The organism is Dactylosporangium vinaceum (assembly GCF_019904175.1).
In the GTDB taxonomy this organism is placed as follows: Bacteria; Actinomycetota; Actinomycetes; order Mycobacteriales; family Micromonosporaceae; genus Dactylosporangium; species Dactylosporangium vinaceum.
Window position 1 is genome coordinate 10,132,570 of record NZ_CP061913.1, and the last position, 20,592, is coordinate 10,153,161.

A 20,592-nucleotide genomic window follows, 5' to 3' on the forward strand; every position below is an offset into this window, starting at 1 on the left:
GCGACGGAGCAGGGTCGATCCCCGCGCGGCCGAATCACCCTCGGTGCAATGGGTGAGTGGCGGTTGCCCGGGTAGCGCTCGGCCGTGGTCAGACTGCTCGTGGTCAGGTCGGCGTTCCCGGCATTACTGCTGGCCCTGCTGGGTGCGGCATATCTCACCCCGGCGATGTTTCCGGCGTCGGGGCGCTCACCCGAGGGCATCCACGTGGCCGGCGGCCGCCTTGTCGAATCGGGCGGCGAACCGCTGGTGCTGCGCGGGGTGAACCACGGGTACGCGTTCGGGCCCGGACCCGCGTCGGTCTTCGACGACATCCGGGCGACCGGGGCGAACGCCGTGCGGGTGGCGCTGTCCAGCGGGCACGAGTGGCCGGCGACGCGGCCGGCCGCCGTGGCCGGGATCGTACAGCGCTGCAAGGACGCCCGGCTGATCTGCGTGCTCGACGTGCACGACACGATGGGGTACGGGGCCCAGCCCGGTGCGGCGAGCATCGCCGAGGCCGCCGACTACTGGCTGACGCTGCGGGACGTGCTGCGGCGACAGGAGCCGTACGTGGTGCTGAACCTGGCCAACGAGCCGTCCGGGCACGCGGTGAGCATCGACTGGGTCGGCGAGACCGCGGCGGCGATCGCGAGGCTGCGCGCGGCCGGGTTCGGCCACGCGATAATGGTCGACGCGCCCAACTGGGGCAACGACGCGTTCCGGGTGATGTACGACCACGCGGCCACCGTGTTCGCGAGTGATCCGATCCGCAACGTCGTCTTCGACGTGCACATGTACGGGCCGTTCGACACCGCGGACAAGGTCTCCGGGTATCTCGGGCACTTCGTGGCGCAGCGGCTGCCGATCGTCGTCGGGGAGTTCTCGTCCCTGCACGAGTACGGCGATCCGGACGAGGACGCGATCATGGCCTACTGCCAGGAGTACGGCTTGGGCTATCTGGGCTGGGCGTGGAGCGGCAACAGCCCGCAGTACCACTATCTCGACGTCGTCTCGGACTTTCACCCGCAGCGCCTCACGGCCTGGGGGCACCGGTTGGTGGACGGCCCCGACGGGCTGCGCGCGACCGCGCGGCCGGCGGCGGTCTACGGACGGCTGTGGCTGGCCGCCGCCCGGTGAGTGCCGCCGTGCAAAGCTATGCGGGTGAACGACCTGCAGCCCAACCTCCCGGAGCTGCCCGAGGTGCTCGGCGGCGTGGAGAAGCGGGCGGCACCGGGCTCCCTGGAGGAGAGCGTCCGCTCGATCGAGCGGGCGGCCGGCACCCTGGCCACGGCGAGCGTGGCCCGGATGGACGAGACGCTGCCCTGGTTCCGCGACCTGCCGGCGGAGCAGCGGGCGTGGGTCATGCTCGTCGCCCAGGCCGGCGTGCGCTCGCTCGTCGACTGGCTGCGCAGCCGCGACAAGGGCGGCCCGGCCCCGGCCGACAACTCCGACGAGTTCTTCGACGCGGCGCCGCGCGCGCTCGCCCGCTCGATCAACCTGGGCCAGACGGTGCAGCTCATCCGGGTCACGATCGAGGTCGTCGAGGAGCAGCTGCCGCTGCTGGCCGCGCCCGGGCAGGAGACGGGCATCCGCGAGGCCGTGCTGTATTACAGCCGCGAGGTCGCGTTCGGCGCGGCCCGCGTCTACGCCCGGGCGGCCGAGACCCGGGGGGCCTGGGACGCCCGCCTGCAGGCCCTGCTCGTCGACGCCCTGCTGCGGGGCGACTCCTCCGACGTGCTGGCCAGCCGCGCGGCGGCGCTGGGATGGGCCGATGCGCCACCGGTTGCGGTGGCGGTGGGCCGGTCTCCGGGCGGAGAGGCGGCGGCTGTACTGCACACCGTCTACCGAGCCGCCCGCCGGATCGGCGTCGAGATTCTGGGCGGCGTCCACGGCGACCGCCTGGTCGTCGTGCTCGGCGGGGCCGCGGACCCGATGGCCGCGACGGAGCGCCTCCTGGTCGGCTTCGGCGACGGGCCGGTCGTGGTCGGGCCCGCGGTGCCGTCGCTCGACGAGGCGACCGAGTCGGCCCGGGCCGCGCTGGCCGGCTACCGCGCCGCGCCCGCCTGGCCCTCCGCGCCCCGCCCGGTCTCCTCCTCCGACCTGCTGCCCGAGCGCGCGCTGGCCGCGGACGCGGAGGCCCGGCGGATCCTGCGGCAGGAGGTGTACGGCGCGCTGGTGCGGGCCGGCGGGGAGCTGCTGGAGACGCTCGACGCCTTCTTCGCCGGGGGCGGCGTGCTGGAAAGCGCGGCCCGCGGGCTCTTCGTGCACCCGAACACGGTGCGGTACCGGCTGCGGCGCATCGGTGAGGTGACCGGTTTCACGCCCCTGGTACCGCGGGACGCATTTACGCTGCGAATCGCGCTTACGATCGGCCGTCTGGACCCACTCGCCTCGACGACCCCGCCCACAACGGGCTGATTTGTCCGTTTATCCTTTCCGTTACAGGGCGGAACCGCTGCGGGTTCTTTGTATGGTTCCTACAAACCACGTCGTCCAGTTTGGTGTCTCGCGGTACCGGCGAGACTGCAGAGAATCCGGAACAGTGCTTACTGTGCTTGCCGTACTCGCTCCTGGCCAAGGCTCGCAGAAGCCCGGCTTCCTGAATCCCTGGCTCGCGCTGCCCGGCGCCGAGGCCCGGCTGCGCTGGTGGTCCGCCCTGTCCGGCGTCGACCTGCTGCACCTGGGCACCGACGCCGACGAGGAGGAGATCAAGGACACCGCCAAGACGCAGCCGCTGCTCGTCGCGGCCGCGCTCCTGGCCGCCGAGCACCTGCCCATGCACGACGCCGCCGTCGTGGCCGGGCACAGCGTCGGCGAGCTCGCCGCCTCGGCCCTCGCCGGCGTGCTGAGCCCCGAGGCCGCGGTCACCCTGGCCGGGGTCCGCGGCCGCGAGATGGCCGCCGCCTGCGCCCTGGAGCCGACCGGGATGGCCGCCGTCCTCGGCGGCGACCCGGGCGAGGTCGTCGCGGCCATCGACGCCGCCGGGCTGCACCCGGCCAACCGCAACGGGGCCGGCCAGATCGTCGCGGCCGGCTCGATGGAGGGGCTCGACAAGTTCGCCGCCGAGCCGCCGGCCAAGGCCAAGGTGATCCGGCTCAAGGTGGCCGGGGCGTTCCACACACCGTTCATGGCTCCGGCCGAGGCGGCGCTGGGCCGGATCGCGGCCGGCATCCCCACCGGCACTCCGGACAGGATCCTGCTGTCCAACCTGGACGGCACGGCCGTCGACCACGGCCCCACGATGGTGCGCCGCCTGGTCCGCCAGATCACCGCGCCGGTGCGCTGGGACCTGTGCATGGAGACGTTCGCCGCGCTCGGGGTCACCGCGGTCGTCGAGCTCACACCGGCCGGGACCCTCGCGGGCCTGGCCAAGCGGGCACTGAAGGGCATTGAGATCGTTCAGGTGAACACGCCGGCGGATCTGGACAAGGCGCGTGCCGCCATCGGGCGGCACGGCTTCGCGGCGAAGGTGCCCCGCTCCGAGGCGTCCGTCGCCGTGGCCGCTACCGCGGGCCCGTTCACCCCGGCCGACCTGATCGAAGGCAGCCACATCGAGGCCGGGCAGGTCATCGGCGCCGTGCGGGGTGCGACGGGCTCCGTCGACGTCACCGCACCGGCGGCCGGCACGCTCGTCGAGTGGCTCGCCCGCACCGACGAACCGGTCGCTTCCGGCCGGCCGCTCGCCCGCATTGGAGGCCAAGCATGACGCCGGCAGCCGGATCGAAGATCCTCGCCTTCGGCCACTACCAGCCGTCGCAGGTGATCACCAACGACGACCTGTCCAAGGTGATCGACACCAACGACGCCTGGATCCGCGACCGGGTCGGCATCGCCGAGCGGCGCGTGGCGGGCGCCGAGTCGGTCGCCGACATGGCCACCGCCGCGGCCGGCAAGGCGCTTGCCGCCTCCGGGCTCACCGCGGCCGACATCGACACCGTCATCGTGGCCACCTGCAGCTCCATCGACAGGTGCCCCAACGTCGCCACCCGGGTCGCCCACAAGCTCGGCATCAACGCGCCGGCCGCCTACGACCTCAACACCGCGTGCTCCGGCTTCTGCTACGGCCTGGCCAGCGCCGACCACGCGATCCGGGCCGGGGCCGTGCGCAACGCCCTGGTGATCGGCGCGGAGAAGCTCTCCGACGTCACCGACTGGACGGACCGGACCACCGCCGTGCTCTTCGGCGACGGTGCCGGCGCGGCAGTGGTGAGCGCCGTTGCCGAGGGCGAGGAGCCCGGGGTCGGGCCGGTGGTCTGGGGCTCGGCGCCCGAGAAGGGCGACGTGCTCAAGATCGAGGGCTGGCGCCCGTACATCAAGCAGGAGGGCCAGGCGGTCTTCCGCTGGGCCACCACCGCCCTCGCCCCCTACGCCCAGGAGGTCCTGGACCGCTCGGGCGTGCAGGGCAAGGACATCGCCGCGTTCGTGGCCCACCAGGCCAACTCGCGGATCATCGACGGGATCGTCAAGCGCCTCGACCTGCCGAACGCGATAATCCTCAAGGACCTCGTCGAGTCGGGCAACACGTCGGCCGCGAGCATCCCGCTGGCCCTCTCCAAGGCCATCGAGCAGCACCAGGTCCCCTCCGGCGCGCCCGTCCTGCTCTTCGGGTTCGGCGGCGGTCTCACGTACGCGGGCCAGGTCATCCGCTGCCCGTAGCTCTCTGTTCATCTCGGCTCGACTTTGTTCTGACGCGCCCGTCAACCCTAGGAAGGAACGCTCTATGTCAACCCGCGAAGAGATCGCCGAAGGCCTCGCCGAGATCCTCGAGGAGGTCGCCGGGGTCAACCCCGACGACGTCGCCGAGGAGAAGTCGTTCACCGACGACCTGGACGTCGACTCGCTGTCCATGGTCGAGGTCGTCGTGGCGGCCGAGGAGAAGTTCGGCGTGAAGATTCCGGATGACGAGGTGCCGAACCTCAAGACCGTCGGCGACGCCGTTTCCTACATCGAGAAGTCACAGGCCTGATCGCCCGCCGGGGTCCGCGACCCGGACCCCGGCGGACCCGGTCTGCCCGAAAGGTGTGTTGAGCAGTGAGTGTTGAGGTCGTCGTCACCGGCATGGGGGCCACCACCCCGCTCGGCGGAGATGTGCCGTCCACCTGGGACGCCATGCTCGCCGGCAAGTCGGGGGTGTCGCCACTGCCCGAGTGGGCCGCGCCGCTGACCGTCCGGATCGCCGCGCAGCTCGCGGTCGAACCGACCGAGAAGATCGACCGTATCCAGGCCCGCCGCCTGGACCGCAGCGAGATGACCGCCATCCTCGCCGCCCGCGAGGCGTGGGCCGACGCCGGCTCGCCCGAGGTCGACAAGGATCGGCTCGCCGTCGTTGTCGGCACCGGCATCGGCGGTGCTCAGACCCTGCTCAACCAGGACGACATCCTGGAGGCCAGCGGCCCGCGCAAGGTGTCGCCGCACACCGTGCCCATGCTCATGCCCAACGGCCCGGCCGCGTGGGTCGGCCTGGAGCTGGGTGCCCGGGCCGGCGTGCACTGCGTGGCCAGCGCCTGCGCCACCGGCGCCGAGGCCATCGCGCACGCCCTCGACCTGCTGCGGCTCGGCCGGGCCGACGTCGTCGTGGCCGGTGGCACCGAGGCCGTGATCCACCCGCTGCCGATCGCCGGCTTCGCCTCGATGCGCGCCATGTCGGTGCGCAACGACGACCCGGAGGCCGCCTCCCGCCCGTGGGACAAGGCCCGCGACGGCTTCGTCCTGGGCGAGGGCGCCGGCGTCATCGTCCTGGAGCGAGCCGACCACGCCCGCGCCCGCGGCGCCCGCATCTACGCCCGGCTGGCTGGGGCGGGTCTGAGCTCGGACGGCTACGACATCGTCCAGCCCCACCCCGAGGGCGACGGCGCCGTGCGGGCCATCGAGTTCGCCCTCCGCGACGCGGGCATCGCCAAGTCCGACGTCGTGCACGTCAACGCCCACGCGACCTCGACCCCGGTCGGCGACCTGGCCGAGATCAAGGCCCTGCACCGCGCCCTGGGCGACCACCCGGTCATCACCTCGACCAAGTCGATGACCGGCCACCTGCTGGGCGCGGCCGGCGCGGTGGAGTCGATCGCCACGATCCTGGCCGTGTACCACGGGATCGTCCCGCCCACCATCAACCTCGACGACCCGGACGACGCCCTGGACATGGACGTGGCCGCCCACAAGGCCCGCCACCTCGACATCCCGGCGGCGCTGAACAACTCGTTCGGCTTCGGGGGCCACAACGCGGCCCTGGTCTTCGCCCGCGTGTAGCCGCTGCGTTCGCCCCGCCCCGCCCCGCCACCGCTCTGCCGGTCGGCGGGGCGGCGTGCTTCTGTGCCGCGTGTACGCCGCCGCGGCCGGCCGGATCGACGGGCGCGCGGGGCGGCGGGGTCAGGCGCAGGCGGTCGGGGGCAGGCCCTGGACGGGTACCGGAGAGCGGCCTGTCGCTTTTGCCTTGCCCAGCAGCACGTCGGCCAGCGCGGACATCGAAGCGCGCGATGACGAATAGGTCGCGACCAGGGCACCCTTGGCGGAGCTCAGGACGTATGGGGTGTCCAGGGCCACCGTCACCGCGGCCGACTGCGACAGGTCCGCCGAGCCGCGGCCGTAGCCGATCAGGCGGATCTCCGAGCCGCCCTGGCTGACCACCTCCGCGCCGGCCTGGCGCAGCGCGTCCTCCAGGACCCCGCGGGAGGTGTCGGCACCGGCGGCGGTGACGCGGACCGGGCCCTTCACCAGGGCGGCAGTGCACGAACCGCGGAAGATCGTGATGGCCGCGGCGGCGCCGGCGCGGGCCGCCGACTTGCCCTCGGCGCTGTCAACCGCGGCAAGATCCGGCTTCGGTACCGCCGCAAGCCGCAACTTCAGCGCCAGAACCCTGGTTGCCGACTCCACCAGCCGCTGCTTCGACAGCCGGCCCGACTTCGTCGCATCCAGCAGGCCCTTGTACGCCGCGCTCAGATTCGTCGGCATGAGCAGGATGTCGTTGCCGGCGAGGATGGCCCGGACGGCGGCCTCACCCGGACCCCACTGCTCGGCCGGCGCCATGTTCAGCGCGTCGGTGACCACGACGCCCGTGTAGCCCAGCTTCGTGCGCAGCAGGTCGACCAGGACCTTGCTGGAGAACGAGGCAGGCGTCCCGGGGTCGATCGCCTTCACGTCGAGGTGGCCGGACATGATCAGGCCGACCCCGGCGTCGCGGGCGGCCAGGAACGGCGGGAGGTCACCCGCCTCCAGCGTCGCCGTGTTCTGGGACAGGACCGGCAGGCTGCTGTGGCTGTCGGTAGTCGTGTGGCCGTGGCCCGGGAAGTGCTTGACCGTCGCGGCGACCCCGGCCCCCTGCAGACCCTTCACCGAGGCCGCCACCTGCACCGACACCTTTGCCGGGTCGCTGCCGAACGAGCGGGAGCCGATCACCCCACCGGGCTGGGCGCCCAGGACGTCGGCGTCCGGGGCGAAGTCGACGTTCAGACCGATCGCGGCGAGCTCGGTGCCGGCCGCCTTCCAGGCCGCCTCCGTGATCGCCGGGTCGCCGGCCGCGCCGAACGCGAGGGCCGCCGGAAGCTGGACGATCCCGTCGCGGATGCGGGTGACCTGGCCGTATTCCTGGTCGGTCCCGATCAGCAGCGGCAGCCGCGCGGGGAGGCTGAGCGCCGCCGACTGCAGGCCCGCCGTGAGCTTGGCGACCTGGGCCGGGGACTCGACGTTCGTGGTCTTGTTGGTGCCGGCGGTCGGGTCGTCGGCGCTGGAGGAGACCAGGATGACGCCGCCGAGGTGGTACTTCTTCACGATCTCGGCCGGCGTCGAGGCCCCCGCGTAGTTGCGGTTCGCCGCCGCCGAGCCCGAGGACACCTTGTCGGCCGCGTTGCCGTACGCATACGGCATCAGTAGCTGGCCGATGAGCTCCTCGTCGGAGAGGCGGCCCGCGATCTCGGCGGCCTGCTTCGCCGGGTCCGCCCCCGGCACGAGCGCCGAGGTGGGGGCGCTCTGCGCCGCGTCGGCGGCCTTCTGGTCACCGTCCGTGCAGGCGCTGCTCACCAGCGCGAGGGCCGTCAGGGTCAGGAGGAGGCGACGCTTGCGACTCGGCACCCCGCCACTCAATCATGGCCCGGCAACCCGGATGGCTACCCCACTCGGGTGAGCAGGGTCGTCGGAGCACCGTCGCCGGCGTGGCGGTACGGCTCGAGCTCCACGTCCCAGGCCGCCCCCATCGCCTTCTCCAGGGCATGCGCCATCGCCTCGTAGCCCCGAGCGCCCGCGATGAGCGACCGCAGCCGGTCCTCGGACAGCACGATGTCGCCGTTGGCGCTCGTCGCGGCCCGGAACAGACCCCGCCCGGGCACGTGCATGAACCGCTCCCCGTCCACGCCGGGGCTCGGGTCCTCGGTGACCTCAAAGCGGATCATGGGCCATTGCCGGAGCGCGGCCGCAAGCTCGCCGCCGGTGCCAGTAGCACCGGACCACGAGCACTGCGCCCGCCGAGCCGACGGCTCGACAGGCTGCACCGTCCACTCGAGGCGGACCGGCGCGCCGAGGACGCGCGCGATCGCCCACTCGACGTGCGAAGACACGGCGAGCGGGGTCGAGTGCACGTATATGACGCCACGCGTGGGCACGTAAGACCTCCTGGAGACCGAGGTGCGTCTTCCCCTACGACCTCGTGTCCAGCGGGTCAATGCCTGCGTACGGCGGTGACTGTTGTGACCAATGATGACGATGTTGACCGCGGTGCGCCAGAGAATCGGTCACACCGGTCTTGCCAAACTGTCCAACGGACAGATCCTCCCCCGGTTACTCACCTTTTTTGGGCGGTCGGCCCGGCTGTTACACTTTCTTGTCTTCCTTACAAGCCTCGACAAGGAGTTCCCGCCGTGGCGAACAGCACCTCAAAGACCGCGCGGGCCTCAGTCCGCGCCGGTCAGGCCGGCGCAAACGGTGCCCTGTCCGTGCTGGGTGAGTTCAAGTACCTCATCCCGCTGAACAAGGGCAAGCACGTGTACGTGCGCAACCTCACCAACGGCAAGACCGTGCACCTGAGCACCACCTCCGACGCCTTCGCCGAGGAGATCCGCGTGCTCGCGGGCGCCGGCCACGCCGCCAAGATCCGGGCTGAGATCCAGGCCCTGGCCGCTTCCGAGCCGAACCACGGCTGGGACGCCACCGAGAAGCGCCTCGTGGACGCGGGCGTCTTCGAAGCGGCCTGACCTCTCTATACGACCGAAGCGCCGCCGGGGCTGGGCTCCGGCGGCGTTTTGCTGTCCTTGGGCGTCTGCTGCGGATCTGCGGGCTTGGTGGCGAAATGTCGGGCGCTTCGCTTGCCCGACATTTCGGACTTATACCCTGACGCCGCATAAATCACTTTAGGTCGGGTGAAGCAGGGACGCACTACCCGGACGCAGCGGGAAGGCCGGCGCGGCGCACTGTGGCGGCGCGAGAGCACGCGAGGACGCAGGGGTGGTTTGGAGGGGCAGGGGCGCGTTACGGGGTGCGCGGTGCCGCCGCGGTTGCGGGTGCGCAGCTCGGGTGCGCAGCTCGGGCGCGGTGCGAGGGCGCAACAGGCACGGCTCGGGAAGGCGCGGCGCAGACGCACGGCGCGCATACCTCGGATCCGCCGCGAAGGCTGGCGCGGCTCGGAGCGGACGCACAGGTCAGGCGTGGCGCGGGCGCACCGCGGGCACCTCGGACTCGCCGCGGAGGCGGACGCTGCGCGAGGCGGACCACGGGGCGGGCGCACAACTCGCGGGGGCGGACACGCAGCTCAGACGCGGCGCGAGGGCGCAAAGGCCGAGCGGGGCGCAGAGCGTGACGTGAAGGTGCGAGGCGAGGCGCGGTGCGGGCGATCAGTTCGGGTGCGGGCGCGGTGCGCAGGAGCGGGGCGGGGCGGGGCGCGAGGGTGCGGGCGGGGCGAAGACGGGGGTGAGGGGCGGAGCGGTCGGCTTTGGTGGTGGTTGGGAGCAGGTTGGTGGCGTAAGGGGCGGGTGCGTGACCAGAGCGTTATGGAGTAGTTCGGGTGACAGGGGTAATCCGAGAAACATCCGGGTAACAATTGCCTATGGGTACGGTCGTCGCGCAGCCGGTGAGGCTCGTGGACGGTGCCTGTCTCTACAGCGTGATGTACCCCGCTACCGGGGTGAACTCGAAGCGGCCCGTGACGGTGGTGTTCCTGCACGGGTGGACGCTCGACAATCGGCTCTGGCGGCAGCAGATCGCGGACCTGCCCGATCGGCTCGGGGTGCCGGTCCAGCTTCTCGCCTTCGACCTGCGAGGGCACGGGCGGTCGGCGGCCACGCGTGACAATGCGACGCTCGAGCAGCTCGGGGACGATCTCGCCGAGGTCATCAAGCAGCTCGTGCCACGCGGGCCCATTGTGCTTGCCGGGCACTCGCTCGGGGGCATGGCGATCATGGAGTACGCCCACCGGCACGCGGCGGCGTTTGCGCGGCGGGTAGTCGGGGTTGTGCTCGTCTCCACGTCGGCTGAGGGGTCCTCGCGGACCAGCTACGGCCTCAGTCCCCGGCTGGCGCGGGTGATGCGGATTCTGGAGACGCAGGGGGCCGGACTGCTCGCCCGGTCGGGTGCCTGGCGGCCGCATCGGCGGCTCATGCCGCTGCTTGCGCCCGGTGTGCGGTGGCTCGTGTTCGGGCATCGGGTCGATACCAGCTGGATTGCGCTCACCGCGTCCATGGTCGGCAACGCTCCCCTGTGCGCCATCGGCGGGTTTCGGCCGTCAGTCGACCTGCACCATCGGGTCGAGACGCTCGCGGCCATGCGCGGGCTGCCCGTGGCCGTGCTCGTCGGGTCGGCGGATCGGCTCACGCCGCTCGCCTGTGCCGAGACGATCGTCCGGGAGCTGCCCGAGGCCACGCTCGAGGTCCTGGACGAGGCCGGGCACATGCTGCCGATCGAGCGGCCGGACGCGGTGACCGACGCGATCGTGGCGGTGCTGCAGCGAGCGGCTCGGGCTCGCCGGCGTACGCCCCGGCAGCGCAGCGTCAAGACAGCCGCCTGACCCCCACAGACAGCGCAGCGTCAAACCAGCCGCCTGAGCTCCACAGACAGCGCAGCGTCGAACCCCAGCCGCCTGAGCCCCACAGGCAGCGTCAAATCAGCCGCCTGAGCTCCACAGGTAGCGCAGCGTCAAGACAGTCGCTTGAGCTCTACACCCTCCAGGGACAGCACGAACTCGGCGCCCAGCGCCGATGACGGCGTGTGCACGCCCGGTGACACGTCCCCGGCCAGGATGCGCTGCGCGGCGGTGACGGCGGCGTCGGCGGTGAGCGCGTACGCGTTCGGGCCCGTCAGCGTCGCCGATGCCGATCCGCCGGCGGCGTCGCGGACCTCGCCCCACACCTCGCAGCCGCTCGACGTACGCACGTCAGCGCTCGGGCCGCCCGGGCGGATCAGGGAACGGGCCAGGCGGCGCAGCGGGCCGAAGCGGAAGATCGGGGCCAGGAACGCGCCCGGAGGCAGCGGCATGTAGACGGTGATGTTCTCGATGCCCGTGGAGTGGTACGCGGTGACGAGGTCTCCCCAACGCGTCGCGCCGACCGGCAGTACACCCGATGGGAAAGGAACCTCGCGGGACGGCGAACCGAAACGGGTCGGCACCAGCCGGCCCTCGACGCGGCGCAGAGCACCCCCGCCCATCTCGGCGACGGCGGTCCGGGCGGTGCCCCGGGAGAGCCCGCCGGGTGCCGAGAACGCCAGCTCCAGGCCGACCGCGCCGGGCAGCGAGGACGCGAGGAGGGCGGCCAGGCAGTCGGTCGGGACGACGTCGAAGCCGGCGCCGGTGATCATGGTGACCCCGGCCGACCGGGCGGCCGCGTCCTGGGTGAACATCCAGTCGAAGACGTCCAGCTCGCCGGTGATGTCCAGGTAGTGCGCCCCGGCGGCCAGGCACGCGGCCACCGCCGGGCGGGCGGTCTCGGCGAAGGGGCCGGCACAGTTCACGAGGACGTCGACGTCTTCGAGCATTGCCACGTTGCAAGGGCCGACGCGGTACGGGAGCCCGAGCTCTTCCGCCAGCGCGCGGACGGGAGCTGCCGAGCGACCGGCCAGGATCGGACGCTCACCGCGCGTGACAGCCAGGCGGGCGATCAGTGACCCGCTGTAGCCGTTCGCGCCGTACACCAGACAGCTCACGCTCAGGAAACTATGAGACGCTTACCCGGAACGGAAGTCTCAGTGGGGAGGGGATCCGGTGCATCACATCTCGGAATGGATGGGCACGCTCTCCCCGATCTGGATATATCTGCTGGTCGGCGGCGTGATCGGCATCGAGAGCATGGGCGTGCCGCTACCCGGCGAGATTACGCTCGTCACCGCCTCATTGCTGTCCGTGACCACCTCCGTGAGCCCCTGGCTGGTCGCCGCGAGCGCCGCCGCGGGCGCCATCATCGGCGACAGCATCGGGTACGTGATCGGACGGCGCGGCGGGCGGCCGCTGCTGGAGCGGGTCGGGCGGCGCTTCCCGAAGCACTTCGGGCCGGAGCACCTGGCCAAGGCCGAGCGCTCGTTCCGCAAGTGGGGCGTGTGGGCGGTGTTCTTCGGCCGGTTCATCGCGCTGCTGCGGATTCTGGCCGGGCCGCTGGCCGGGGCGCTGCACGTGCCGTATCCGAAGTTCCTCGTGGCCAACGCCACCGGCGGCATCGTCTGGTCGTTCGGCACCGTGTTCGCGATCTACTCGCTGGGCCAGGTCGCCGAGAAGTGGCTCAAGGACTTCTCCTGGATCGCGCTCGCCGTGGCCGTCGTGGCCGGCGCCGCCACCACCCTCTACCTGCGCCGCAAGGCCGCCGCCGAGGCGAAGGCCCTGCGCGCGGAGGCCGAGAAGGAACCCGCTGGCACGCCCTGATCCGCCCGGCCCCGGGCCGGTTTCGCCTGGCGACGCTCTGGTGAAACCGGGCTGGGTAGAACGTTCGCCCGGCGAAGCGAGTAAGCTTTTGGGGTTGTTTTTCGCCGGGTGGCAGGAGTAAAGCGTTGAGCGACGCGGTTCGCGACTCGGAGATCGCCGCTGAACAGGCTTACCTCGATCGGGTCTACGTGCGGCTGGACCAACTGCGGGTCACCGCGGCCGAGGTCGAGAAGGCCGGCTACAACATGGCCCGGGTCGGCAACTACGGAGCGTTGGTCGAGCGGGACGCGATGGTGTACCACGCGGCCCGTCGGCGCCGCGCGCTCGAAAGCGAGCACGACGGGCTGGTCTTCGGCCGGCTCGACCTAGGGCCCGACGGGGTGTCCGGCGCGGACGCGGCCGCCGTCGCGCCGGTGGTGCCGGGGGGCGAGGTGCGCTACGTGGGGCGGCTCGGCCTGCGCGACGAGGAGTACGAGTCCCTGGTCGTGGACTGGCGAGCGCCCGCGGCGGCACCGTTCTACCGCGCGACTCCGGCGGACCGGATGGGTGTGGTGCGGCGTCGGAGCATTCGCAGTACCAACGAAAAGGTCGTCAGTATTGAAGACGATCTCCTCGATCCGGCGGCGGCACCGGCCGACCTGGCCGTGATCGGCGACGGTGCGCTGCTGGCGAACCTCTCGCGCGCGACCGGGCGCGGCATGAAGGACATCGTCGCCACCATCCAGCGTGAGCAGGACGACGCGATCCGCTCCCCCGCGTCGGGCATCACGATCGTGCGCGGCGGCCCCGGCACCGGCAAGACCGCCGTCGCGCTGCACCGGGCCGCTTACCTGCTGTATGCGGACCGTAACCGGTACGAGAGCGGCGGAGTGCTCGTGGTCGGGCCGTCGGACGTGTTCGTCGGGTACGTGTCCCGGGTGCTCCCGTCACTCGGTGAGGACACGGCCACGCTGCGCTCATTGGGCCAGCTCGTCGAGGGCATCCAGGCCACCCGCCACGAGCCCCCGGACGTCGCCGCGATCAAGGGTTCCCTGCGCATGCAGCGCGTCCTCAGCCGCGCCGCGCGTGGACCGGTGCCCAATGCTCCAGACAAGCTCCGCATCCTGTACCGCGGGGAGCTCCTCAGCCTCGACAAGCCGGCCTTGGACGAGCTGCGCCGGACCGTGTTCAACCTGGGCGTGAAGCGCAACGCGGCCCGGGCGAAGGCGGCCGGGCACGTCCTTGACGCACTGTGGCGCCAGTCCGTGCAGCTGCTGCCGTCGGGCCGGCAGCAGAAGCGCGAGGAGTTTGCGCCGGACATCGCCGAGCGGCCGGAGTTCGTGCAGTTCATGCGCGGCTGGTGGCCGGTGCTGCGCCCGACCGAGGTGCTGGGCTGGCTCGGCGATCGGCAGCGGCTGCAGCGCTGGGCCAACGGCATCCTGAGCAACCGCGAGATCGCGCTGCTGGCGTCGTCGATCGACGCGGAGTCACTGTCTGGCTCGGCCTCGGCCTCGGGTTCGCGTTCGGGTTCGCGTTCGGCATCAGCCTCGGTCTCGGTTTCGGTTGAGGACGTGGCGCTGCTGGATGAGCTGCACGAGTACCTGGGCGATCCCCCGGCCCGCAAGCGTGCTCCGCGCGATCCGTTCATGGTGGCCGAGGGTGTGCACGAGGTCTCGACGATCTCCGAGCGGATGGCCGCGGCGCGGGCTCAGGCGATCGAGCGGCCGGACGACTACCGCGACTACGCCCACATCATCGTCGACGAGTCCCAGGACGTGTCGCCGATGCAGTGGCGCATGGTCGGCCGCCGCGGCCCCCACGCCACGTGGACGATCGTCGGCGACCCGGCCCAGGCCGCATGGAACGACGCCGCCGAGTCCGACCGCGCCATGGAGGCCGCCGTCGGCACCCGCCGCCGCTCCGACTTCACGCTGACCACCAACTACCGCAACTCGGCCGAGATCTTCGCCGTCGCCGCCCGGGTCATCCGGGCCGCGCAGCCGGACATCGACCTGCCCACGGCGGTCCGCTCCTCGGGCGTCGACCCGGTCGAGCTGACCACCTCGGCCGACGAGCTCCCGGGCGCCGTCATCGACGCCGCCAAGACCCTGCTGGACCAGGTCGAGGGCACCGTCGGCGTGATCACCCCAACCCAGCGCCGGGCCGAGGTGTCGGCGTGGCTGGAGGGCCTGGACGCCGCCCGGCTGCAGACGGTGGGCGCCCTGGACTCGAAGGGCATGGAGTACGACGGCGTCCTGGTCGTGGAGCCGGCCGCCATCCGCGACGAGGCGCCGACGGGCTTCCGGACCCTGTACGTGGCCCTATCCCGGGCGACCCAGCGGCTGACTACAGTGGGCACACAGCCGTTCTGACGCGGCGCTCGCAGCCGCCGACCGGGCCACTGCGACCTGGCCCGTCGGCTCCGCGGGCCTGCTTGCCGTAGCAGCCGTGGTGCTTGTTAAGGGCCGGCCGGGGCATGCTGCTTCTCGGCCGGCGGTTGACTTGGACTGCACGGTGGAGGAGCAGCACCACGGACGGCACGGCAGCACCACGGACGGCACGGCGATAAGTCGGGCGCTTCGCGCCCGACTTATCGGATTTATATCCCGACGCACGACAAGTCCGAAATTGGCGCTTCTCAGCTCAATCCAAGTGATGCGGCTCTTGACCTCAAGCGCTTGAGGTTTGTTTTGCTGGTGTCATGAGCACGTTGACCTTGCACAACGGGTTCGCGGCGGCGCTGGAGGTGTCGGTGTGAGCACGTTGACGATTCAGGACGTTGCGCGGCGCAGCGGGTTGAGCGAACCCACGCTGCGCTACTACGAGGAGGTCGGGCTGATCGGCCCGATTGAGCGCGACCCCAGCAGCCGGCACCGCCGCTACCGCGAGGAGGACCTGGACACCCTCCAGGCACTCGCGTGCCTGCGAGCGATGGGCGTCGGCATCGAGGACATGCGGACGTACCAGGCCAACCGCAAGCGAGGCCGAGCCGCCGCCGGCGAGCAGCGCGATCTGCTGCACCGCCACGCCGAACGCATCGAGGCCGAGATTGCCACGTTGCAAGTTCACCTCGAGTACCTGCGGCGCAAGGCGATGCTGTGGGACGCCCGGGAGCGCGGCGACGCTACGGCCGAGGCGATGGCCTTCCAGCGGGTCCAGGATGTGCTGCCCCAGCTCGAGGGAGTCATGCGATGAGTGCTGTCCTGGTCACCGGGGCCAACGGGTATCTGGGCACGCGGCTGGTCGCGGATCTGCTGCAGCAAGGCGTTGCGGTGCGCGCGATGGTCCGCTCATCCGAAGCGGCGGCCGCCCTGCGCACGGCCGTCCCTGACGAGGCCGGCCTGGAGATCGCCGATCGGGAAAACGCGTTCACGGGCGTGACGGATGTGTATCACCTGGCGTCCCCGATGCAGGTCGGCGGGGCCGAGGAGATCGTTGCGGCGGCCCGGGACAGCGCGGTCGACGTTCTGCGGGCGGCTCGCGACGCCGGGGTGCGGCGGGTGGTGTTGACGTCGTCGTTCGCGGCGATCGGGTACTCACCGAAGCCGGTCCGTGACTACACCGAGGATGACTGGACCGATCCGGATACGCCCGGGCTCGCGCCCTATCCGCGGTCGAAAGCGGTTGCCGAGCGCGCGGCCTGGGACTTCATCGAGCGGGAGGGCGGCGGCATGGAGCTGGTCGTCATCAACCCGACCTGGATCGCCGGCCCGACGCTGATCGGCGAGGTGCGCTCGTCGCTGCAGGTCATCAAGGCGCTCGTGGAGGGCACCATGCCGGTCGTACCGCGCCAGCGCTTCGGCATCGCCGACGTACGCGACGTGGCCGAGCTGCACATCACCGCGATGCGGACACCGGAAGCGGCCGGAAAGCGCTATCTCGCGCTCGCCGACGGCCCGACCGTCACGTGGCGGGAGGTGGCCGAACTGCTGGGCGGCAAAGTCGAGGAGGCGCCGGGCGAGGAGCCGCCGCCGCTCGTCATCCGCAATGAGCGGGCCAAGCGCGAACTGGGCTTCCGTCCCCGCCCGGCCCGGACGACCCTCACCGAGACCGTCGAGAGCATGCGCGCGCTCGGACTGCTGTAAACGCCGACGACCGTCACCGACAACCGCCAACGTGGATCGCTGCCAGGCACAACAGCCCACGTCGACAGTCTTCAGCGAACCCCGTGGACGTCGACCGTTGTCGGGGCTAACCGTCGACGTCGACCGTTGTCGAGGAGTGCAGTCGGCGCTGGCTGCCGTCGGGGTGATTGTCGAGGTTGACGGTTGTCGAGGACAGCAGTCAGCGCTCGCTGCCGTCGTGGGCGACCGTCGAGGTTGACGATTGTTGTGGACAGCCGTCGACGTTGATGGTTGTCGAGGAGAGTGGTGGCGTTGACGGTTGTCGGCCCGCGCGCGAGTTGGCTGACGTTGAGGGGTGGCGGTCAACCCTGGCTGCGGTTGCGGCCGAGGTCGATGTTGACGGTTGTTGAGGACGGCGGACAACGTTGACGGTTGCCCATGACGGCGGTCCACGTTGATGGTTGTCGGGGACGGCGGCCCACGTTGATGGTTGTCGGGGATGGTGGTTGAGGTGGCTGCGCAGGGTTTGGCGGGGCCCGCTCGCTGGGGCGTGGTGATGGGAGGGCTGGTCAGCCCTTTGCGGCGCCCAAGGTCAGGCCGGCTACGAACTGGCGTTGTAGGGCGAAGAAGACGACGAGTGTCGGTAGGGCTACGAGCAGGGAGCCGGCGGCCAGGAGGTTGTAGTCGGTGAAGAACTGGCCTCGTAGGTTGTTCAGGGCGCTCGTCACCGGGAGCTTGTCGCCGGTTGAGATCAGGACCAGGGCGTAGAGGAAGTCGTTGTAGATCCAGGTGAACAGGAGCGTCGCCAGGGCGGCCAGGGCTGGGCGGCAGAGGGGGAGGGTGACCTTCCAGTACTGCAGCCATACGCCGGCGCCGTCCATCACGGCGGCCTCCGTGATCTCGACCGGCAGGGTGCGCATGAAGTTTGACAGGACGAAGACGCAGAAGCCGACCTGGAACGCCACGTGGATGGCGATCAGGCCCGCGTAGGAGTCGTACAGGGTGCCCGAGTCGGAGACGAAGCCCGGAACGGGAATCTGCTTGTACATCTCGTAGAGCGGCGTCACCAGAACCTGTGGCGGCAGCAGGTTGCCCGCGGTGAAGACGACGAGCAGTGGCAGGGCGAAGCGGATGCGGAGCCGGGCGATGCAGAAGGCGACGAACGAGGCCAGGAACAGGGTCAGGATCACGCCTGGTATTGCCACGATGACGGAGTTCGTGAAGTACTTCGGCAGCTCGGCCGAGTCCCACACCTGTGCGTAGTAGTGCAGGGTGAGCCGGTCGGGCCAGGAGAAGTACCCCTTCCGGGATGTCTCTTCGTAAGGACGGATCGACGCGTAGACCGCCAGGGCGAGTGGGGCCAGCCAGCCCAGCGCGACAACCGTCAGGAAGACGTTGAGGACGAGGCGGGCGGGGCGGAGTCTCATCGTTCCTCCCGCAGGATGCGCACCAGGTAGGTGACGATGAAGCCGAGCGAGATCAGCAGCAGGATGACGGCGATCGCGGAGCCGAAGCCGATGCGGCTCGCCTCGCCGATGATGTTGTCGGTCACGAGCACGGACAGCAGCTCCAGGCCGTTGCGGCCGCGGTTGATGGCGTAGACGATGTCGAACGCGCGCAGGCCCTCGATGACGGTGATGACCAGGACGATGATGTTGACCGGGCGCAGGGTGGGGAACGTGACGCGGAAGAAGGTCTGGGCCTCGTTGGCGCCGTCGAGGGCGGCCGACTCCTTCAGGGCCGGGTCGACGGCTTTCAGGCCGGCCAGGTAGAGGATCATGACGTAGCCGACGTGCCGCCAGCCGACCGCGACGAGCACGGCCCAGATGTTGATGGACGGGTCGCCCAGGAAGTCGATGGGGTTGCCGGTGCGGCCCAGGATGCTGTTGAGCGCACCGTAGTCGCGCGAGTACACCAGCTGCGAGATGAAGCCGACGATGGCCAGCGAGAGCACGACCGGCAGGTACAGCGCGCTCTGGTAGAAGCGGCCGAAGCGCAGCTGCTTGTCCAGGAGCACGGCGAAGAACAGGCCGAGCGGGGTGGCGACGAAGCCGAGGAACGCCAGCCAGAGCAGGTTGTGCCGCATCGCCGGCCAGAACGGCGGGTAGACGTTGACGATCGTGTCGTAGTTCTTCCCGCCGACCCAGACCGGGTCGGTGACACCGTTCCAGGACGTGAAGGACAGCCCGACGGAGGCGATCGTGGGACCCCAGATGAGGGCGAGGTCCAGCACGACCGCCACGCCGAGGACGACCGCGATGACGGTGCGGTCGCTCCAGCCGAACCGCTTGATCTTCACGGCGTGAAGATGGTCTTCTTCTGGGCCTCGATGCTCTTCAGGAGGCCGTCGACGTCGTCGGGCTTGTTGATGAAGGTCTGGAGGGCGGGGATCATGACCTGGGACGCGAAGTCGGGCCGGGTGTCGCGGTCCAGGAACTGGGAGATGTGCTTGGCGCCGCTGATGAGCTCGGCGGACTTCTTCTGCAGCGCGCTATAGCCGGAGGTGTCGGCGGTCTTGTTGGCGGCGACGTTCGTCGGGTTGTTCTTCAGGTAGGCCAGTTCGGCGGGGCCGGTGGCCAGGTACTTCATCAGCTCCTTGGCGCCGGCCGCGTTCTTGGGCTTGGCCGCGACCATGAAGCCGTCGATCGGCGCCTCGACGGAGTCCTGGCCGAACTCCGAGTTGATCTCGGGGAAGGCGAAGAAGTCGAGGTCGGCCAGGTCGGCACCGGAGAACTGTTCGCCGACGAAGGTGCCGGAGACGTACATCCCGGACTGCTTGTTGAGCAGTGACTGGGCCGCTTCCTGCCAGGTGCGGCCGTTGGCGCCCGGCTGGTGGTACGGCAACAGCCCGCGCCAGGTGTCGAAGACGGTCTTGAGCTTGGCGTCGGTCCACGCCTGCTTGCCGGCCATCAGGTCGACGTGGAACTGGTACCCGTTGATGCGCATGTTCAGGTAGTCGAACGTGCCCATCGCGGGCCAGCCGTCCTTGTCGGCGAACGCGACAGGGATGAGGCCGTCGGTCTTCATCTTCTCGCAGAGCGTCTTGAACTCGTCGAGGGTCTTCGGGGGTGTGTAGCCCTTCTGCTGCCAGACGCTCTTGCGGTAGAAGACGCCCCACGGATAGTTGTAGAACGGCAAGAAGTACTGCTTGCCGTCCTCCCCCGTCGAGGCGGCCTTGAGCGCTTCGGAGAAGTTGCCGCCGACCTCGGCCCACACGTCGGAGATGTCGCGGGCCAGGCCCTGCTTGGCGAAGAACTGCATGCGGTAGCCGGCGAACCAGCAGAACACGTCGTCCGGGTTGCCCTGCAGGTAGCGGTTGATGTTCTCCTGGAACGAGTTGTGGTCGACGGTGTTGACCTTGACGTTCTTGCCGTTGGCGTAGCCCGAGATGACGTTGGCCATCGCGGTCTTCGGTACGTTGTCGGAGTAGTTGGAGCCGAACGTGACGTCTCCGGTGGCGTTGCCGGTGTCTTTGGCGTCGTCGCTGCTACCGCACGCAGCGAGCAGTGACGTCGCCGCCACGCCTCCGATGCCGGCCATGGCGCCGCCCAGGACGGTACGACGGGAGAAGTTCATCGATTCCTCCTCAGCAAGGCACAGAACCAAACGAGAACCTCCAGTACGGCGACGGTGCCCTCAGAAGCGCACATTGTCAATGGATCTCAGCCCATGATCAGCTGCAATTTGCGGGGATCGATACAACTTTGCCCGCAAAATTCATCGACACATGTCGGTAACATCAAG

General features: G+C 70.4%; 18 protein-coding genes. 12 read left to right on the forward strand and 6 right to left on the reverse strand.

What is annotated here, in order from left to right; translation table 11 throughout:
- Positions 1-84: 84 nt before the first annotated feature.
- The 6 genes from Dvina_RS45480 to Dvina_RS45505 all read left to right on the forward strand — a co-directional run bounded on the left by Dvina_RS45480 (position 85) and on the right by Dvina_RS45505 (position 6,225).
- A complete protein-coding gene (locus Dvina_RS45480; protein WP_223097528.1) occupies positions 85-1,116 on the forward strand; it encodes a cellulase family glycosylhydrolase in 1,032 nt (343 codons plus the stop codon).
- Between the two features lie 75 nt (positions 1,117-1,191).
- Complete coding sequence (locus Dvina_RS45485; protein WP_246656673.1) at positions 1,192-2,397, forward strand: PucR family transcriptional regulator; 1,206 nt, start codon at positions 1,192-1,194, stop codon at positions 2,395-2,397.
- Positions 2,398-2,530: 133 nt separating this feature from the next.
- The gene (locus Dvina_RS45490) at positions 2,531-3,685 is read left to right on the forward strand and encodes an acyltransferase domain-containing protein (RefSeq protein ID WP_223097532.1); all 1,155 of its coding nucleotides are present in this window, start codon (positions 2,531-2,533) and stop codon (positions 3,683-3,685) included.
- The gene (locus tag Dvina_RS45495; protein ID WP_223097534.1) at positions 3,682-4,635 is read left to right on the forward strand and encodes a beta-ketoacyl-ACP synthase III; all 954 of its coding nucleotides are present in this window, start codon (positions 3,682-3,684) and stop codon (positions 4,633-4,635) included. Before Dvina_RS45490 ends, Dvina_RS45495 begins: the two co-directional genes overlap by 4 nt.
- A 64-nt stretch (positions 4,636-4,699) precedes the next feature.
- Complete coding sequence (locus Dvina_RS45500) at positions 4,700-4,945, forward strand: acyl carrier protein (protein WP_223097536.1); 246 nt, start codon at positions 4,700-4,702, stop codon at positions 4,943-4,945.
- Between the two features lie 92 nt (positions 4,946-5,037).
- Entirely contained in the window at positions 5,038-6,225 is a 1,188-nt protein-coding gene (locus Dvina_RS45505; RefSeq protein ID WP_223106081.1) for a beta-ketoacyl-[acyl-carrier-protein] synthase family protein, read from the forward strand.
- A gap of 120 nt (positions 6,226-6,345) precedes the next feature.
- Here the strand turns inward: Dvina_RS45505 and Dvina_RS45510 are convergent, their stop codons facing one another.
- Both Dvina_RS45510 and Dvina_RS45515 read right to left on the reverse strand, forming a co-directional pair.
- Positions 6,346-8,043 (reverse strand): glycoside hydrolase family 3 N-terminal domain-containing protein, encoded by a 1,698-nt coding sequence (locus Dvina_RS45510; protein WP_223097537.1) that lies wholly within the window; start codon positions 8,041-8,043, stop codon positions 6,346-6,348.
- Between the two features lie 35 nt (positions 8,044-8,078).
- The gene (locus tag Dvina_RS45515; protein ID WP_223097539.1) at positions 8,079-8,570 is read right to left on the reverse strand and encodes a DUF3145 domain-containing protein; all 492 of its coding nucleotides are present in this window, start codon (positions 8,568-8,570) and stop codon (positions 8,079-8,081) included.
- Between the two features lie 255 nt (positions 8,571-8,825).
- Here Dvina_RS45515 and Dvina_RS45520 point away from each other — a divergent pair, with 255 nt between their 5' ends.
- Together Dvina_RS45520 and Dvina_RS45525 are read left to right on the forward strand one after the other, a co-directional pair.
- On the forward strand, positions 8,826-9,158 hold the full coding sequence (locus Dvina_RS45520; RefSeq protein WP_223097541.1) for a hypothetical protein: 333 nt from the start codon (positions 8,826-8,828) through the stop codon (positions 9,156-9,158).
- 848 nt (positions 9,159-10,006) lie between these two features.
- Positions 10,007-10,963 carry an alpha/beta fold hydrolase gene (locus tag Dvina_RS45525; RefSeq protein WP_223097542.1) on the forward strand — a complete coding sequence of 319 codons (957 nt, stop codon included), beginning with the start codon at positions 10,007-10,009 and terminating at the stop codon, positions 10,961-10,963.
- Positions 10,964-11,091: 128 nt separating this feature from the next.
- Here the strand turns inward: Dvina_RS45525 and Dvina_RS45530 are convergent, their stop codons facing one another.
- The gene (locus Dvina_RS45530) at positions 11,092-12,096 is read right to left on the reverse strand and encodes a saccharopine dehydrogenase family protein (protein ID WP_223097544.1); all 1,005 of its coding nucleotides are present in this window, start codon (positions 12,094-12,096) and stop codon (positions 11,092-11,094) included.
- Positions 12,097-12,154: 58 nt separating this feature from the next.
- Between Dvina_RS45530 and Dvina_RS45535 the strand changes: the two genes are divergently transcribed.
- The 4 genes from Dvina_RS45535 to Dvina_RS45550 all read left to right on the forward strand — a co-directional run bounded on the left by Dvina_RS45535 (position 12,155) and on the right by Dvina_RS45550 (position 16,869).
- Positions 12,155-12,805 carry a DedA family protein gene (locus tag Dvina_RS45535; protein WP_246655745.1) on the forward strand — a complete coding sequence of 217 codons (651 nt, stop codon included), beginning with the start codon at positions 12,155-12,157 and terminating at the stop codon, positions 12,803-12,805.
- Between the two features lie 125 nt (positions 12,806-12,930).
- Entirely contained in the window at positions 12,931-15,156 is a 2,226-nt protein-coding gene (locus Dvina_RS45540) for a HelD family protein (RefSeq protein WP_223097546.1), read from the forward strand.
- A 382-nt stretch (positions 15,157-15,538) separates the two neighbouring features.
- Positions 15,539-15,979, forward strand: a complete 441-nt coding sequence (locus Dvina_RS45545; RefSeq protein ID WP_223097548.1) for a MerR family transcriptional regulator — start codon at positions 15,539-15,541, stop codon at positions 15,977-15,979.
- The gene (locus Dvina_RS45550) at positions 15,976-16,869 is read left to right on the forward strand and encodes an NAD-dependent epimerase/dehydratase family protein (protein WP_223097550.1); all 894 of its coding nucleotides are present in this window, start codon (positions 15,976-15,978) and stop codon (positions 16,867-16,869) included. The genes Dvina_RS45545 and Dvina_RS45550 overlap by 4 nt, the downstream gene beginning before the upstream one ends.
- Positions 16,870-17,417: 548 nt before the next feature.
- Here the strand turns inward: Dvina_RS45550 and Dvina_RS45555 are convergent.
- The 3 genes from Dvina_RS45555 to Dvina_RS45565 are packed head-to-tail and all read right to left on the reverse strand — an operon-like array spanning position 17,418 to position 20,424.
- A complete protein-coding gene (locus Dvina_RS45555; protein WP_223097552.1) occupies positions 17,418-18,275 on the reverse strand; it encodes a carbohydrate ABC transporter permease in 858 nt (285 codons plus the stop codon).
- Positions 18,272-19,147: a carbohydrate ABC transporter permease gene (locus Dvina_RS45560; RefSeq protein ID WP_223097553.1), complete on the reverse strand. Its 876-nt coding sequence runs from the start codon at positions 19,145-19,147 to the stop codon at positions 18,272-18,274. Before Dvina_RS45560 ends, Dvina_RS45555 begins: the two co-directional genes overlap by 4 nt.
- On the reverse strand, positions 19,144-20,424 hold the full coding sequence (locus Dvina_RS45565; protein WP_223097554.1) for an ABC transporter substrate-binding protein: 1,281 nt from the start codon (positions 20,422-20,424) through the stop codon (positions 19,144-19,146). The genes Dvina_RS45560 and Dvina_RS45565 overlap by 4 nt, the downstream gene beginning before the upstream one ends.
- Positions 20,425-20,592: the final 168 nt, after the last annotated feature.